Source organism: Rhizobium grahamii (assembly GCF_009498215.1).
GTDB classification, from domain to species: Bacteria; Pseudomonadota; Alphaproteobacteria; order Rhizobiales; family Rhizobiaceae; genus Rhizobium; species Rhizobium grahamii_A.
This window is the reverse complement of sequence record NZ_CP043499.1, coordinates 1,699,881-1,716,285: the sequence shown is the minus strand read 5'-3', so window position 1 is coordinate 1,716,285 and position 16,405 is coordinate 1,699,881. Positions and strand designations below refer to the sequence as shown.

Annotated in this window: 16 protein-coding genes; 7 read left to right on the top strand and 9 right to left on the bottom strand. The window is 59.2% G+C overall.

Annotation, left to right across the window (positions count from 1 at the left end; genetic code table 11):
* The first annotated feature begins 8 nt into the window (after positions 1 to 8).
* Positions 9 to 494 (top strand): Lrp/AsnC family transcriptional regulator, encoded by a 486-nt coding sequence (locus FZ934_RS26585; RefSeq protein ID WP_153273767.1) that lies wholly within the window; start codon positions 9 to 11, stop codon positions 492 to 494.
* A gap of 413 nt (positions 495 to 907) precedes the next feature.
* Here FZ934_RS26585 and FZ934_RS26580 read toward each other — a convergent pair whose 3' ends face one another.
* Positions 908 to 2,098 (bottom strand): adenylate/guanylate cyclase domain-containing protein, encoded by a 1,191-nt coding sequence (locus tag FZ934_RS26580; protein ID WP_153273766.1) that lies wholly within the window; start codon positions 2,096 to 2,098, stop codon positions 908 to 910.
* A gap of 259 nt (positions 2,099 to 2,357) precedes the next feature.
* Here FZ934_RS26580 and FZ934_RS26575 point away from each other — a divergent pair, with 259 nt between their 5' ends.
* A complete protein-coding gene (locus tag FZ934_RS26575) occupies positions 2,358 to 2,579 on the top strand; it encodes a hypothetical protein (RefSeq protein WP_153273765.1) in 222 nt (73 codons plus the stop codon).
* A 23-nt stretch (positions 2,580 to 2,602) separates the two neighbouring features.
* Here FZ934_RS26575 and FZ934_RS26570 read toward each other — a convergent pair whose 3' ends face one another.
* Positions 2,603 to 3,076, bottom strand: coding sequence for an MliC family protein (locus tag FZ934_RS26570; protein ID WP_194273838.1), 474 nt, complete (start codon positions 3,074 to 3,076; stop codon positions 2,603 to 2,605).
* A gap of 326 nt (positions 3,077 to 3,402) precedes the next feature.
* Between FZ934_RS26570 and FZ934_RS26565 the strand changes: the two genes are divergently transcribed.
* The 3 genes from FZ934_RS26565 to FZ934_RS26555 all read left to right on the top strand — a co-directional run bounded on the left by FZ934_RS26565 (position 3,403) and on the right by FZ934_RS26555 (position 6,021).
* Positions 3,403 to 3,678: a hypothetical protein gene (locus FZ934_RS26565; protein ID WP_153273763.1), complete on the top strand. Its 276-nt coding sequence runs from the start codon at positions 3,403 to 3,405 to the stop codon at positions 3,676 to 3,678.
* Between the two features lie 526 nt (positions 3,679 to 4,204).
* Positions 4,205 to 4,444, top strand: coding sequence for a GCG_CRPN prefix-to-repeats domain-containing protein (locus FZ934_RS28755; protein ID WP_432443675.1), 240 nt, complete (start codon positions 4,205 to 4,207; stop codon positions 4,442 to 4,444).
* A 116-nt stretch (positions 4,445 to 4,560) separates the two neighbouring features.
* On the top strand, positions 4,561 to 6,021 hold the full coding sequence (locus FZ934_RS26555; RefSeq protein WP_153273762.1) for an FAD-dependent monooxygenase: 1,461 nt from the start codon (positions 4,561 to 4,563) through the stop codon (positions 6,019 to 6,021).
* A 55-nt stretch (positions 6,022 to 6,076) separates the two neighbouring features.
* On the opposite strand, the gene FZ934_RS26550 is transcribed toward FZ934_RS26555, so the two are convergent.
* Entirely contained in the window at positions 6,077 to 7,618 is a 1,542-nt protein-coding gene (locus FZ934_RS26550) for a mechanosensitive ion channel family protein (protein ID WP_153273761.1), read from the bottom strand.
* Positions 7,619 to 7,846: 228 nt separating this feature from the next.
* A complete protein-coding gene (locus FZ934_RS26545; protein WP_153273760.1) occupies positions 7,847 to 8,683 on the bottom strand; it encodes a helix-turn-helix transcriptional regulator in 837 nt (278 codons plus the stop codon).
* 98 nt (positions 8,684 to 8,781) lie between these two features.
* Here FZ934_RS26545 and FZ934_RS26540 point away from each other — a divergent pair, with 98 nt between their 5' ends.
* The gene (locus FZ934_RS26540; protein ID WP_153273759.1) at positions 8,782 to 9,681 is read left to right on the top strand and encodes an SDR family oxidoreductase; all 900 of its coding nucleotides are present in this window, start codon (positions 8,782 to 8,784) and stop codon (positions 9,679 to 9,681) included.
* Positions 9,682 to 9,789: 108 nt separating this feature from the next.
* Here the strand turns inward: FZ934_RS26540 and FZ934_RS28475 are convergent, their stop codons facing one another.
* The 5 genes from FZ934_RS28475 to FZ934_RS26520 form a co-directional block, all read right to left on the bottom strand.
* Complete coding sequence (locus tag FZ934_RS28475) at positions 9,790 to 9,915, bottom strand: hypothetical protein (RefSeq protein WP_281409935.1); 126 nt, start codon at positions 9,913 to 9,915, stop codon at positions 9,790 to 9,792.
* A gap of 234 nt (positions 9,916 to 10,149) precedes the next feature.
* Complete coding sequence (locus tag FZ934_RS26535) at positions 10,150 to 12,168, bottom strand: vWA domain-containing protein (RefSeq protein ID WP_432443648.1); 2,019 nt, start codon at positions 12,166 to 12,168, stop codon at positions 10,150 to 10,152.
* A 2-nt stretch (positions 12,169 to 12,170) separates the two neighbouring features.
* Positions 12,171 to 12,689, bottom strand: coding sequence for an RNA polymerase sigma factor (locus tag FZ934_RS26530; protein ID WP_153273758.1), 519 nt, complete (start codon positions 12,687 to 12,689; stop codon positions 12,171 to 12,173).
* 311 nt (positions 12,690 to 13,000) lie between these two features.
* Positions 13,001 to 13,729, bottom strand: a complete 729-nt coding sequence (locus tag FZ934_RS26525) for a hypothetical protein (protein ID WP_246737960.1) — start codon at positions 13,727 to 13,729, stop codon at positions 13,001 to 13,003.
* Between the two features lie 376 nt (positions 13,730 to 14,105).
* The gene (locus FZ934_RS26520; RefSeq protein ID WP_153273757.1) at positions 14,106 to 14,249 is read right to left on the bottom strand and encodes a DUF1127 domain-containing protein; all 144 of its coding nucleotides are present in this window, start codon (positions 14,247 to 14,249) and stop codon (positions 14,106 to 14,108) included.
* Positions 14,250 to 14,507: 258 nt separating this feature from the next.
* Here FZ934_RS26520 and FZ934_RS26515 point away from each other — a divergent pair, with 258 nt between their 5' ends.
* On the top strand, positions 14,508 to 16,286 hold the full coding sequence (locus tag FZ934_RS26515; protein WP_348649104.1) for an adenylate/guanylate cyclase domain-containing protein: 1,779 nt from the start codon (positions 14,508 to 14,510) through the stop codon (positions 16,284 to 16,286).
* The last annotated feature ends 119 nt before the right edge of the window (positions 16,287 to 16,405 follow it).

Genomic DNA, 16,405 nt, shown 5'->3' with positions numbered 1-16,405 from the left:
GAGACGGAATGGAAAGCCTGGATCGCTTTGATCGCGATATTCTCGACATCGTGCAGCGCAATTGCCAGCTTACCGCCGAGGCGATCGCCGAAGAAGTTGGGTTGTCCACGTCTGCCGTGCAGCGGCGTCTGAAACGCTTGCGCGAAGACGGGGTTATCAAGGCGGAAATCGCCGTCGTGGATCGGAAAGCAACGGGAACACCGATGGTGTTCATCGTTGGCATGGAGATCGAGCGCGACAACTACGACGCGCTCGCCAAATTTCGTGTTTGGGCCGAAAAGCAGGAGCACATCCAGCAGGTCTACTATGTCACCGGCGCCGTCGATCTTATCGCCATCGTGACCGCGCGGGATGTCGAGCACTATGACGATATCGCCGCGATGATCATGGCGGAGAACCCTCAAATTCGACGGATGCACACCAACGTGGTGCTGCGTGACGTGAAGCTCGGGCTTTTCGTTCCATTGGCCGATGGCGGCAATACGGATCGGTAGGGGATCGAAGCTGCGTGACGCTTCCGAATGAGCCGTCTGCCCGAAGGTTGTGCCAACCGTGGCCGAAGACGCCGCTTTCGCCTAGCCGCGACGGTTCATGTCACTTACCACCCAGCGAAAGAATACAAACGCACTCACGGCAATCCAGAACAGTGGCGAAATATTATCGAGCATCATGCTCATCTCCTATCGAAAATCCGACGCTGTCCAAAAAACACACGAGCGTTTTCCAGGTTGTTAAAAACAGCGTCCCGGATGTCTCAAAACAAGAAAGACGATAAACGACGGGTTAAACGCCGAATTTGATTGGAGGATGGCGCCTACTACTGATCACGCCGCTGCGATTTCTTCCAGCAACTCGGACTTTGAGCGTAGTGATCGGATACCGAAGCGATAACGTTTGGTACCCGCGATCAACGAATCCAGGCGAAGACATCGGTCGGTCTTCCGACGCCCTTGAGCGAAAACGTGCCCACTGGCTGGAAGCCATCTGGTGCCTGGGCGGCGAAGACGGCGGAGGCCAGAAGGCTGTGCCCGACCGTATCGGCGAGGGTCTCGATCCGGGCTGCTTCGTTGACCGCACTGCCGATCGCCGTAAAATCGAGGCGCCTGGAGGCGCCGACATTGCCATAAAAGACCTCGCCCACATGCAGGGCGATGTCGATCTTTATCGCAGGGTCTCCGCGTTCGACACGGTCGCGGTTGAGCTCTTCGGTCGCCCGCATGGCACTCTTTGCAGCGGAGAACGTGCGTCCGCAGGCGTCCGTCACGTCGGCGGTATCGACTGGGAAGATCGCCAGGACGCTATCGCCCATGAACTTCAAGACCTCTCCGCCATGCGCTTCCACTGGATTGACGATGGCCTCGAAGCTCTCGTTGAGCCAGGAAACAATCGTCCCCGGCGCCCATGCCTCATTGAGCGAGGTGAAGTTCTTCAGATCCGCAAACAGGATGGCCGCGTAGATCGCATCGCCGCCGCCGCGTCGCGTCTCGCCGCTCAAGATGCGTCCGCTCGTTCGTGTGCCAGTGTAGACGGCGAGCGTGTCGATCGCGACACGCATGGCAGCGATCCGGCAACAGACGAGCCCTAACGCTGGGGTGATCCTGTCGATCGCCGTAAGCTGCTCGGCCGTAAAGCCATGCGCGCCATCGACTGCAAATGAAATGCCGACACCCTGAAGCGCCGTTTCCCCCGGAAAGGGAACAAGCTTCATGAGGTAATCGGTTGCACCGAGGCTCGCCAGTTCATCGAATAGCGGAAAGGATGGTGTGCCCGTGGGCTCGGGCAGCCGCCAGCGACCATGCAGCAAGCTATTGGACAGGAGATAGAATATCGGTGATCGCTCGAACATGTCTTGTCCTGCTTCGCCGTGCCCCTGTACCTCGGTCGATAGGTCTGTGTCCCGCAACCAAACGACCGCAAAGCCCCGCTGCATCGGGTCGATCGATGGCATGGCGATGGACACGCGCACGAGCGGATAGCCAAGCGCGAGAAGCTTTTCGACGAGCCTTTCAAGAATAGCGTCAATGCCATTGACGGATAGTCCTTCGGCGATCAGCCAATCGATCAAACCGTCGGTTTCGCCGCACTCCGCGCCTGCCATCCTTCACTCCTTACGACGATCATTCTCTGGTCAGCTGAGAACGCGGTAGCAAGCATATTCCCGGCCGAACTGGCCGCAAGCCCACTCGGCAACGTTCCACCATCCGGAGTCCGGATTTCCGATCGCGGCCTGCCGATATCAATGTCACGAATGTCATCTGGAGCCGGCACGCGTCTGGTCGTCGAAAGAGGCGAGGGATCGCGTTTTCGGCAGATCGTTCAAAACGCCGCGCAAGGCGGAAGCGGCGGAGCGATGAGGATTGAGTTCGACGCACCAGAACGCGATCCTGGACAGCGCTCGGTTGGCGAGGATCGTCGGATGGCTGAACATCCAGACGCCCGCCCGCCTGATCGCCGGCGTGGTCTTCGCGCTTATCGGGGTTCTCATGTCGCTGCGGCTGAACACCGGCGTGATATTACCCGCGCTCATCATCGCGCTTGGTGTCGCAACAATGGTGCGGGCAGTCGCCAAAGTCCTTTGACGATTGCGCCTTGTGTATTCTGTCTATTTGACCTCGATACAGGTCAATGCCGGTGCTGCACTATCGCCCGCCGTACTGTCGTACAGGTTTGCCGAGGGGCCTTTGGCCCACCAGACATATTTTCCCGCAGCATAGCGTGCGCCTGAACCCGAGAGCACCGAGACGAAGATCGTCGGCTGCGGCTGGCTCGGCAAAGGAACGATTGCAAGGAAGTTGGGGTCGGCATTGACATAGACGACGGCCAGACGACCGGCGGGCCCGCAGTCGTAACTGACCTGCTTGCGCTCGATCTTGTCTTTGCTTTGAAGCTGAACGGTGCCGTTCTCGGCTAGTGCCGGCAGGGGACCAGCGACCAGACGGTCAGGGAAATTGCAGTGGCGATGCATTTCATTCTTCATCCTCCAATGATCAGACGTCGTTCCGTCGGGAGAAACGAAATAATCCGCTCTTGTCTCTCCGGCATACCCAGAAGTGGTGATGCGTAACCCGATCGACATCGGGTATCCCCACGCCATCGATCGCGGAGGAAACGGGGCCGAGGTTAGCCCGGCTCACTCCTGTAGGCGATAGGCACATGGCGGCGCCACACGCTCGTCGACCAGAATCACATCAAACGATCTCGGCGGTCCGGTGACCTCTGATCTCGATCCCGGCGCCAAGGTCTGGAGCGTCTCTCAGTGCTTGATGAAAACCATAAGGAATGAAGATGAAACGAAAGTTGCATTCATCGTCGGAATGGCTGGCCGCCTGCCGAACGGCAGCTGGAAATAAGCCGTCAGCCTCAGCCCACCAGTAGTCCCTCATGCTCAAAAGGAAAGATGAAATGTCCGAGTTCATAGTTTCTCGCCGAAATGTCCTCGCAGGTGCGGGGCTTGCGCTTGCAGCCGGGTCGGTCGCCGGCATGGCGTCCTCGCCCGCCTTTGCCGAGCAAGGCAACATGGAGGCAGCCCTCCGTCAGCTTCAAAACGCACTTAACTCCCTGCATCGCGCGACGCCGAACAAGGGTGGCCACAAGGAGCGCGCAGCCGAGCTCGTGGAACAGGCGATGGCCGAAGTGCAGGCCGGCATCGACTACGCCGCCGCGCACGGCGGCGGCTGATCGCCGATCGCCTTCACACCAACCCCCATCTGTAAGGATTTCGACAATGACATGCATGAATACGCTCGGCTTCCTCATTGCCGGTTCGGTGACGCTTCTTGCGGGAGCGGTCCTTGCGCAGGGCACGGCCAAGGCCCCGCCGCACGTGCCGCTCCAAAAGACGGTCGGTCAGGTCAGTCAGCAGACACCAGTTGCTTCGCTCCTCGTCATCAATGCCGATGGTGCCAAGCTCGAAGGGGACAAGCTTGTCCTAAGTGGCGCTTCGACCAACGCAATCGTCTTCGCCGATCGGCCCGTCCGCGCGGCGGGTCACGTCACCACGGCGGAGATCGTCAAGCAATGGGCGGAAGGTCCGGATAGTTTCGACAAGGATCCTCCGAACGCAACTGTTTCGGTCCTGGGTGGCGGTTCGGATGTTAGCGACGCCGTTGTGACCCTCAAGTCACCGAAGCTCGACGGCACGACGCTCACATTCGACGTGACGGTGCTGGAAGGGAGCCTTACGGGCGCCAACGGGCCGGCCGCCCTGTTCATCGATCACTGGCGCGGCTGGAACAATGCCGGATGGTACGCGCTCGGTGCTGCCTCTGGTGCAGCTCTTGGAGCGGAATTTGCAGGCCCGCGCTACGCGGCACCCTATTATCCGCCACCGTACTATCCGCCGGTCGCTTCCAACCCTTGCCCTCCAGGCTATTGGCTCGGACCATGGGGCCATTGCCGGGATACGCCATACCACGGCCGTCTTCCCGACGGTCAATGGCAGTAAGATCGAATGTGGGGTGGAGGAGATTCCGTCCCACTCGCCTTGATCAAATGAAGCGGATCGTAAATTAAAGTGCCGTCGGCAGATTGCTGGCCAGCAGGAGACAAGGAGCAAATTACATGCCGACTTCCGTCCTCATTTCCGGCGCGGGCCCGGTTGGTCTGACGCTGGCACTCGAACTTATCCGCTTCGGTGTGCCCTGCAGAATTATCGACAAGTCTCCCTCGCGCACGGACAAGTCAAAGGCCCTGGCGGTCTGGAGCCGGACCCTAGAATTGCTGGACAGATCTGGAGCCGCGCCCGCATTGATCGAGACTGGGCGCAAGATGCACGTCGTCAAGATCATGTCCGGCAAGAAGACCATAGCGCGGGTGAACTTTGATGGACTCGCTTCGCCATTCCCGTTCGTCTTGATGATTCCGCAATCGGAGACGGAGCGGGTGCTCGAGGAAAAACTCGAAGCTCTCGGAGGTAAGGTCGAGCGCAACGTCGAGTTTGTCGATTTCGTTGATGACGGCAAGACGGTGACGAGCACCGTTGTTCACCCGGATGGCCGCAAGGAACTGATCGTTACAGATTGGCTGGCCGGATGCGACGGAGCGCACTCGCCGATCCGGCATCAGCTGGGCATGCCCTTCGAAGGCGATACGGTTCCGGGAACCTTCCTGCTGGCCGACGTCCATGTGTCCGGCTTGGACATGGCGGAAGACGAGTTTCCGATTTTTTGGCACAGGAGCGGCATCGTCGCTTTCTTTCCCATCGCGACCGGTCGCTACCGTGTGATCGCCGATATGGGCGCGGAACCGCAGCGCGACCTGACGCTCGACGATGTCCAGACGATCGTCGATCAACGCGGACCGGGTGGCCTGGTCGTAAGTGATTGCGTCTGGCTTGCGCCATTCACCATCAACGAACGCAAGGTGAAAGACTTCCGGGCGGGCAGGGTGTTCCTCGCTGGCGATGCTGCTCACATCCACAGTCCGGCAGGCGGGCAAGGCATGAATACAGGCATCCAGGATGCGATCAATCTGGCCTGGAAACTGGCCCTGGTCATCGAGGATCGAGGCGATCCCGAGCTTCTTCTCAACAGTTACAGCATAGAGCGCAGTGCGAACGCGACGCAGGTCCTGAAGGATTCCGGGCGAATGCTGCGCGTCGGCATGATGCAGAATGTTGCCGGTCAAGCGGTGAGGGATTTTCTGATCGGAAAGCTGTTTGGCCTCTCCTTCGTCAACCACATAGCCGCGGACCGTCTGTCCGAGCTGGCCGTTGCTTATGACGAGAGTCCTCTGAACGGGCCGGAGATGAAAGGCCTTGGCTTCCCAAGACCCGGCCACCGGATGGCGGGTTTCGGCACCTTCGGAAGCAAAGGCGCCCACTTTTCGCTCGTTGCCGCAGATCCGGCAGAAGCGGCCGTTCGTCTGAAAGACTACATGAACCTGATCGATGGGGATATTCGCAGCCCATCCGATGTGGACGGAATGTGTCTCGTAAGGCCAGATGGCTATGTGGCCGTGACGACGCATCGCGACGGTTGGGAGGACCTGACAGCATTTCTCGGTCGCGTTTCAGGCGCATGACCTGACCGCCATTTTCTTGGCTGCCAGACTTCACATCGAGCAGAGTAGACCACGCCTAGGAGACGCGATCCTGCATCGTCGCTTCCGGGCGATATCGTATCACGTGCTGGATTTCGAAGAGATGCCTGATCTTTGCCGTGAGTGTCGAGGGATGGCTGTTTTCCGACAGCATCTCTTCGCCAAACAGATGTTTTTCCGAGTCAATTCGCCGGGACAGCAGTACGCCCAACTCGTCGGCGAGCGAAGGCCGCTGGCGCATGACGGCTGCCAATTGTTCCTTCGCGATCTCATAGGCCACGACGAAGGTGAGCGCTTTGACATTTCCAGGTTCGAGCGCGCCCATGAGGACGCCACGCTCTCCGAAGAGGTCGCCCGGAGCGAGCCTTGTCAGCTCTATATGCTCGCCATTCGCTTCCCGCTCCACGACCGCGACGCCGCTGCGAACGACCATGAGCGACAACAATGACGTGTCTTGGGCGGCGATCACAGCCCCCTTTCGGAAGGTCTGCCGCTTCATGCTCGCGGCCAGTGTTTCCTTTTCCTCTTCGGTCAGTGTCGCAAACAGCGGAACGGTGTTGACCAGCCGCCACGCGGAGCCCGGATGCTTCAGAAGCAGTCCGTCCTGACCGGCGCTTAGGTCGATTGGTGCGTCGCCAGCCGGTGGTGACAGCTGAAGACCGCTCGCTTTCAGATGTCTGAACACGAGATCGTAAATCTCGTTCTTCACCTGGGATATTCGCCCGATGTCGCTCACTCGAAACGACAGTTCAGCCTCGATGCCATTGCCATCCAAGGCAACGATGGTCGCGGAAGGGGCTGGCTCCTTGAGGATCAGGTTGCTGCTCAGCAGCACTTCTCGCATCGTTTCCTCGATCGCCGACGGAGGTCTCGTGGGCAGGACGCGGACCCTGATCTCAACGCCGTGAGCCTTGTCGGGGCTGGTGAGATTTGTGAGACGTCGCTTGGCGAGGGTGCTGTTCGGAACGATAATGACGTCGTTCATGTTGTTCAGAAGATGCGTGGAGCGCCAGTTGGTCTCAACGACCCGGCCCTGCACGCCGTCATCGAGAACGATCCAGTCGCCCAGTGTATACGGTCTGCCGAGATTCAATGCGACGCCAGAGAAAACATCGTTCAGCGTACTCTGAAGAGCAAGGCCGAGGACGATCGCGAAGACGCCCGAGGTGGCGATCAGTGTGCCCACAGGCACGCTGAAAACGTAGGCGATGACGGAAAGTCCGGCACCGAGATAGATGACCCCGACGACAAGATCCTGGATCAGGCGGCCCTCGCGCGGTTTTCGTTCGAGAATAAGAAAAAGTCGTACTGAGCTGACGAGTACCATGGCGCCGCCGATCCACCAGACGGATTTGGCAAGACCGACAAAGATGCGCCGGGAAAGGTCTTCCGCCGTTGTATCTGGAGCGTACGGCTCAATCCCATGCGAGAGAAGAACGATGGTCAAAAGGGCGAAGAACGCCATGTTTGCGATCAGCCGCAGGGTCGGATTCCTGCCGAAAATCAATCTGGCTACTGCGCTGAGAACAACGAGCGAGACGAACTGAAAGATGGGGTTGCCAAGAATTTCCGAGGACATTGTCCATCCCATAGCGCGGCGAGGTCCAGTTTTATAACCGGTCGGGAGGGATCATGGAATGGCTCGCTTCCTAAATGCCATCGCACGTTGCCAGCGGTTGCGCCCGCCATCAGAGTTGCTTCGCAACAGGCACCACGAGCGCGTTCGATTTTCTGACCGCGACGGCGAGGATCAACGGTGAATGAGATAGCGATTACTGCTGGCGAGCCGCGCTTAAACCACCGAAATTTACCGGCCGCTGTCGCGATCGCCTTCTCTGACCAAGGTCCGAATACGCCTAGTCACGACCGGATCAACAGGGTTGTAGACGACCAGGTTGAGATCCGGCCTGCCATCGACCGCGAATCCTGAATACTCGAGCTCGATGTCACCCAATATCGGGTGCTTGAGGCGCTTGGTCCCTTCTCCATGGGACACTATTTCGTTCTCCTGCCAAAGGGCGGCGAACTCCGGGCTGGCCCGGCAGAGATCCTCGACCAGTTCCGCGATTTCGGAGGTGGCGCCGGCTCGGGCCGCGTCGGCTCGGAACGAGCCAACGACGAACCGGGCCATGGCCTCCCAGTCATGCTGAACGTTGCGTATGGTTGGATTGCAGAACAAGAGGCGCAGAATGTTTCGATCGCCCGGCGCAAGCTGGTTGTAATCGGTCATGACGACGGTCGCAGCCTTATTCCAGGCGACGATATCCCAGGCAGCGGTTCGTACCAGAGCCGGGCTTGCGTCAAGTGTATCGATCAGCCGTTGCAGGCGCGGACTGATACCCTCGACGGAACGATAGCGAACCTCCGGCGGACGACCGAGGCCGAGCATGAAAAGATGCTCGCGCTCAGGTTCGGTCAGCATCAGGCCGTTTGCGATCCGGTTCAGGACGTCGGCGGAAGGCGCTCCGCCGCGGCCCTGTTCCAACCAGGTGTACCAGGTAGGGCTGATATTGGCACGTTGCGCCACTTCCTCCCGTCGGAGTCCCGGAGTCCTGCGGCGTCCCGACAATCCGAAGGTTGCCGGATCCAAACGTGTGCGACGGTCTCGCAGGAATGCGCCGAGGGGATTGCGTTCGCTTGTCATGGCTTACCTGTTGGCAATTATAATAGGATAAGTTAACTACTTTAACACCATAGACAATAGCGCAATAGTCGGGTCCCTATCAACAAGGAGACATCCTTATGCGCATCTTCCTGACTGGAGCGACAGGCTTCATCGGATCAGCCATCGTGCCTGAGTTGCTGAAGGCCGGTCATCACGTCATCGGTATGACCCGCTCGGACAGCGGAGCGAAAGCACTCGAAGCAGCCGGCGTCGAAGCTCATCGCGGCACGCTGGAAGAACCGGACAGCCTCAGCCGCGGCGCCGAGAAGGCCGATGCCGTGATCCACACGGCTTTTGACCACGATTTCTCCCGCTTCGTCGAGAATTGCCAGAAGGACGGCCGCGCGATCGCGGCACTTGGCGAGGCATTGAAGGGATCGAGCCGCCCGTTGCTCATCACGTCAGGTACGGGCCTCGGCAATGCGGTTCTGGGAGAACCGGCAAGAGAGGATGTTTGCAATTTCGAGCATCCCAATCCGCGTGTCGCATCCGAACTGGCGGGCAATGCGCTCCTCGAGGCCGGCGTGAACGTTGGTGTGGTTCGCCTTCCGCAGGTGCATAACACGATAAAGCAGGGGTTGATCTCTCCGTTGATTGCCATTGCCCGAGACAAGGGCGTGTCGGCCTATGTGGGCGAAGGATACAACCGCTTCCCGGCAGGCCATCTGAGCGATGTGGCGCTCCTCTATCGGCTGGCGATTGAAAGGGCAGAACCCGGCGCTCGCTATAATGCAGTCGCAGAGGAGGGGATTTCATCCCGTGTCATCGCCGAGGCGCTCGGTCGGGGGCTCAAGTTGCCGGCGGTCTCGATCGCACCGGAGAAAGCTGCGGAGCATTTTGGCTGGATGGCGATGTTCATGGGATTGGATTTCCCGGCATCCAGCGCCATCACGCGCCGCGTCCTCGGATGGAAGCCATCGGGACCGGGCTTGATCGCAGATCTCGAGGCCATGAACTACGATAGTCTGGCGGCCTAGACATCAATGTGATGCGACAAGCTCCTGCCGGTCGACCGTTGTCGATTGGGTTGATCTTGTCGCTCTGCGTCTCCCGGCAGCGGTTCACATTGCCGGCCGACCGCTTTATCAATTCTTGATCGGGATGGATCCGGTCGTCATCGGCTCGGCCGCGTGATTGCCGAATGGATTGATTGCGACCAGCACCGCCAGAATGAACGCGGCGGACCAGAGTCGGACCAAAGACACTCTCATAGATGCCCCTGAGCACGGAACGCAATATCAATCCGCGCTGGGATTTGATGCCAAAAAATGGTGAAGGAAGCCTAAACCCGGCCATCGCAAATGACGGTTTCCAACGCCAGAAACACATCTCTGGTCTCTTCCAGCAGAACCTGCATGGATGGCATTTGTTGAGGTCGCAAACGCCGCCGCCCCGATCATGGGCGACGGCGTCTATTTTGCATTGCACGATACTCGGTTGATCGCTTAGTGCGGTGATAATCCGCTCGCCAGTCTCACGAGGCGCAGGAATTCGGCACGATAGCCGAAGGCGTCGGGGCCGCGTGCCGCTTCGGCGAGAGTCGTGACTGCTTCGTAGGAAAAATCTGTGAGGGCCGGGTCGCCTCGCAATTTCTGTCCGAACGCAGCAACCGCGGTCGAGAAGCGGACATCGACGGGCGCCTTGTCGATTGATCCCACGTTGTTGGCATCGGTTATCGCCAGGCTGATCAATGCGCTCTTGTCCTCGTCGGGCTTCTTGTAGCGGATCTTGAGGAATGCCAGTTCGCCGACACTATCAGGCGCTTGTGCGAGCGGTGCGTTCTTCTTGTCCGCGTAGCGGAGGTCGTCAGTAAGCACCACGGGACTACCTTTCGGCGTGATTTCGTAAATAGCGGTGACGCTGTGGCCAGAACCGATATCGCCGGCATCGACCCGGTCATTGTTGAAATCCTCTCGTTTCAACGCCCGCGTCTCGTAGCCGACAAGTCGATATTCAGCGATCCGGGCCGGATTGAATTCCATCTGGAACTTCACGTCTTTGGCGATTGGAAAGAGTGCAGCACTTGCCTCCTGCACCAGCGTCTTTTCCGCCTCGGCAAGCGTGTCGATATAGGCCGCGGTGCCGTTGCCATTTTGCGCAAGCGCCTGCATCAGGCCATCATTCAGATTGCCGCGACCGAAACCCAGTACCGACAGGAAAATACCCGTCTTGCGCTGGTTTTCGATCAAGGCCTTCAACTGATCGTCGCTCGACGGGCCGACGTTGAAGTCGCCGTCCGTTGCGAGCATCACGCGATTGATACCGTCTTTGACAAAGGCCGACTTCGCCAGGTCATACGCTGCTTCAATGCCAGCCGCTCCCGCTGTCGATCCACCAGGTTGCAGGCCGTTGATCGCCGCCAGAATCTTTTCCTTGTCCGAAGCGCTGGTTGGCTCGAGCACGGTTCCGGCGTTGCCGGCATAAGTGACGATCGATACCTTGTCTTCCGGTCGCAACGTGTCGACGAGCAACCGGAAAGCGCTCTTCAGAAGCGGTAGTTTGTCTGCCTCATCCATCGATCCGGAAACGTCGATTAGGAAAACAAGATTGGCCGGCGGCGCTTTTGCAGGAGCAAGATCGTATCCCTTGATTGCGACATGAAGCAGCTCGGTTCCCTTGTTCCAGGGCGTCGGCACTACGGTCACCGTTGCCTTGAAAGGCTGATCGGCGGTGTCGGCCCCAGCCCAGTCATAAGGGAAATAATTGATCATCTCTTCCGTCCGCACAGACGCGGGTGGAGGTAACTCGCCCGCCATCAGCGCACGGCGAACGAAGGAATAGGACGCGGTATCCACGTCTGCCGAGAAGGTGGAAACAGGTTCTGTAGCGACCGATTTCACACCACTGACCTGGCTCTCGGGAAATCGCTCGTCATCTTCGGAATCCGGGGTTGTGATACCTTCGTGATTCATCTCCACCAGGCTGCGGGCTTTGGGTGCGGCCTGGGATTCGCTCCCTTTCGCGCCCAGTGCTTCCGGGGCGCCCTTCTTGAGCAGCCCGGAAATCTGATCGGCATTGAAATCGGAGGTTATGCTTTGCGGGGCCAGTGGTGCCGCTGGCTCGGCATATTGAGCAGGAGCTTCAATTTCGGCCTTCGGTTGTATCGGGGCCGGCTTCGGCAAGGGTTTCGCGGTGAGATCCTGAACCGCACCCGCAGGTGTTTCGCCAGTGGCGACACCAGAAAGATTGTTGCGGTTCAGCTCGATCGCGACGAAACCGGCGGCCGGCACCAGCAGCAGGGTGGCGATGGCTGAGCTGGTGAGAAATTTCCTGTTCATGGCGGTGCTCCAAACACGGTTGAGGATGGAGCTTGGACGTGGGCGTTCTTCTATTCCTTGGGCGAGCGTGGTTGTTTTTTCCGCGGCGTCAAACGACTGCAGTGCTGCGCTAATAGCGCGAGCACGCGCATCTTCGGTCGGCGCCGGCGCCTTCAGGTGCGAGAGGGTTTCGAGTTGCTTGTCCATTTCTATACCTCCTGCCTGCCGAAAACTGATCGCAACCGCTTGCGGGCCTCGTGGACGTGCCAGGAGACTGTGGATTCCGAGCATCCCATGATGTCGGCCGCTTGCGAATGGGTGAGACCCTCGCCGTAGATGAGCAGCACCGCGTCACATTGCTTGTCGGGTAGGGCGCGAACGGCGACCCAGACTTCCGCGGAGAGAGCATCGTCCGATGCGCCGGCTGCTATCGGCTCGGATGCGAAGGCCGTAATCCGGCTTGCTTCCCTGAATACCTTGCGGCGATGATCGCGCGCTGCGTTGAGTGTCAGCGTGTAAAGCCAGGTTCGAAACCGGCTCGCGCCGTTAAACCCGCGGATCGCGGCCCCGAGCTTGATGCAGACGTCCTGGGAAATATCTTCCGCATCCGCCGCGTTCCCGCACCAACGCCAGGCGACGGCGTGGATGAAATCATAATTGGCCTCGATGAGCCGTGCGAAGGCATTTCTGTCCCCGGCTCTGGCCTGCTCGATCAGTTGCGCGTCCAATTCCCTACCCGCTTTTAGCCGCTTCCTTGGTGAGACGTCTCCCGTTTCGAAATCCTTGGGTTGGGCTGCGCATTTTTTCGCCGGCTTGCAACGGGATGTCCAGTGAGGCTTTCAATGCTGCGATTATAGGGAGTTGGGGGATCTAAAAATCAGGAAAGGCTGCACATCGCTCGGCGATAGCAACGTTGAGATGTCGATCGAAAATGGGAAATGCTTGAATGGGATGCGGTCAGCTTGCAGCCGGGACTACGCCAAGAGGGCGGTCGCATAGGGCTGCAATTGCCAGCCCCATGCATTTGTCATGCTCGCGGCTAGCGCGAGGCAACGACCATCTTGCAGAGCTTGGTCAAGCTCGCTTCATAGCCGCCGGAGCGCAAGACGTCCTTGCACTTCACCTTTGCCTTCGCGCGGTCCTCGTCGGTCATGTCATTGATGGCAGCGATTGTTCGCGGGTTGCCGATCGTGGAGCTTGTATCCGATCCGCCGGAACTGCCGGAGCCCGGACCGGTACCAGTCGTGGTCGTAGTGGCGGGGATGCCGAGCATCAGATTGAGCAGGGTGTTCCCACCGGTTCCGACGTTGACCCCCGCCGTGGCCAGTCCCGAACCGCCGACATCGGCATCGACGTCAGCGTTCACGCCATTCGATCCGCCGATCGTCGCGTTTGCGTTTGCGGTTGCAAGGCTGCTGCCTCCGACGTTCGCACCCACGTCGGCATTGATGCCGTTGGAGCCGCCGACGCTCGCGGTGGTGTTGACGTTTAGACCGCCGGAGCTACTGCTGCCGCCGACTGTCGTGTTGCTGTTGATACCGCTGGAGCCGCCGACAGAAGCATTGACGCCGAGGCCGCCGTTTGACGTCCCGCCGACGTTGGCGTTCACGCCGCTGGCTCCGCCAACGGACACACCAAGGCCGCCGCTACTATTGCTTCCGATGCTGATGCCATTCTGTCCGCCGATATCGAGTGCACTTGCCGGTGCAGGCAGTATCAGTGCCATGCAACCAAGCGCTACCGCAGCGGCTGCCGTTTCGTATCTCATTTGATCCTCCATAGCTTGTCGCCGGAACCCAATGCTCCGGAGTAACGACGGAGGGCGCGCACTCCTTTGATCGCCAGGCGCTACCGAGAGTCGATTTGCCGACTGCCGACCAACTGCGCAAGGAACACATCGGCAAGATCTAATGTTCCCGCGAAATACGCGTATAGGTTAATAATTTTCGGCAATTTCGCACCAAAACGATCCGCTATGATTGAATTCTGCGCGGCAACGGCTAGGCCATAGCCTCACGACAACTATCACCTGTTCCTGGTGCTGATAACTGTGACCACCGACCTATGGATCGAAAGCCAACATAGAAAAACAAAGCGCCCGCCATGGATGACGAGCGCTGAAAATCCTGATTAAGGCAGCAAGATTAGCGAGCTGCGGCTCTTGCGATATATTCGATATCGCCACGGGCAATACCGAGGTCGTTGAGTTCGCGGTTGCTCATGCGGCCAAGCTCAGAGACCGTCTGACGGTACTTGCGCCAATTGTTGAACGAGCGTGCTGCGTTCATGATAATCCCCTTTCCTTGGGTTTTCGAAAGCCAGCTGCCAGTCCTTGGCGCTTCATTCCTTTCGATGACGCTGATATAAGCTTAGGCCTCAGGAGTTTGTAGCGCCAAGACGCGATCCCAGCTATGCCTCCGGCGCATACCGTCTCCCGACTGCGGGCTCCAGCTTCCCGTCCACTGCGGCTGGCACATCGGTCAGATGTGCTATGCTGCATGCGTGACGTGGTTCGGAGAGTTCCATCGTCGAATTGGAGGCTACCGTTGCAGCGAAGGCTTGCGGCCATCCTGGTTGCTGATGTCGTCGGTTATTCTCGGCTTGTCGAGGCGGACGAGAGCAAGACGCTTGCGACTTTGATCTCCCTGCAGGCGTCGGTGTTTCGGCCTTTGATCGCTGATCATGCTGGGCGTCTGGTCAAGTTGATGGGCGACGGGCTGATCGCCGAGTTCGCCTCTGTCGTTCAAGCCGTATCTTGCGCAATCGCCATCCAGAATGCTCTGGCGGGCCAGCCGGGCGCTGCCGGTTCGGCGGACAGGATTGTCCTGCGCATCGGCCTCAATCTCGGAGATGTGGTGGTCGACGGCGATGATCTGCTCGGAGATGGTGTAAACGTGGCCGCGAGGCTGGAACAGCTGTGCCCGCCGGGCGATGTTCTGATTTCCGGGACGGCCTATGAACATCTGGCCGGGAAAATCGATGCGACTTTCGAATACGCGGGCGAGCAGCACCTCAAGAATATTGCGCGGCCGATCAAGGCCTATCATGTTCCGCTGAATGGCTCGGCGCATGTGCTGCCGCGCGTTCCCGATATGGCTGGTCCTGCCATCGCGGTCCTCCCGTTCGACAACATGGGTGCCGACCCTGAGCAGGCATATTTCAGTGACGGTATCACTGAGGACATCATCACTGAGCTGTCCCGGTTCACCGAGCTCATGGTCATTGCAAGAAATTCCTCATTTGCGCTGCGCGGCCGTGCCATCGATCTGCGGGAAGTCGGGCGAATCCTCGGCGCCGGCTATGTTGTCGAGGGAAGTGTCAGGCGTGCCGGCAATCGTGTTCGCATCACGGTGCAGCTCGTCGAGACAGCGGGCGGGACGCATCTCTGGGCGGAACGTTACGACCGATCTATCGAGGACATCTTCACGACACAGGAAGAGATTGCGCAGACCATCGTGGCCATGGTTGCGCAGCGCGTGATCGACAATAACGAGCTGACGTCACGGAGACGCCGCCCCGAAGACATGCGCGCCTATGACCTCTTCCTGCAGGGAAATCGCCTCTCCGACGATTTTAAGCCCGGAGCCCAGGAGCGTGCCGAAGCGCTGTTTGAGCGGGCGGCCAGGACCGACCCCACTTTTGCGCGGGCCCACACGGGCCTTGCCTATATCTATCTCAACCGTGCATCGGACGGCGGCATCGGTATTCCGAGAGAACGCGATGAGAACCGGATCAAGGCGCTCCGGTCCGCCGAGAGAGCGTTTGCGCTCGATCCGAGCGATCCGCGGGTACAGTGCACCTTGGGATATATTTGCTTAACCTGGCGGGACTTCAAACGAGCAGAGCATCACCTGCATCTGGCAAGATCGATGAATCCCAACGACGCGACGATCCTGATCTTGTGGGCATGGACGCAAGGAGCGTTGGGCCGGCCCGAACAGGGGCTGATTGGCGCCGAGATCGCCTACCGGCTCAACCCGCTGTATCCCGGTTGGTACAACTACTACAAATCACGGCTGCTCTTCCAAGTGGAACGGTACCAGGAAGCCGCGATCCTTCTTGAGCAAAGGACCTTCGACACGCCCGAGCGAGAGCCGCGGGACATGGCGTGGCGGGCGGCCGCCTATGCGCATCTGGGTCGGATCGACGATGCCATGAAATGCGGGAAAGTCTTCCTCGAGGCGGTCGGTCGGCGGTGGTGCGGAGACCCCGAAGCAGGTCCTGCCGACTACGTGAACTGGCTTGTTGACGTTTCATATCTCAGGGAGGAGCGCGATGTGGAGCGCTTACGCGCCGGTCTGAAGCTTGCGGGCTTGCCCGCCTGAATCGGCAACGCGACCGGTAGTGTCGTAGAGAGGCGTTTCTCTTCACCGACTTTAGTTCTCGCTTTCCAGGCCCTGAAAAGAAAAAAGCCTCGGCATGTCCGAGGCTCGAGTTTGGCCCC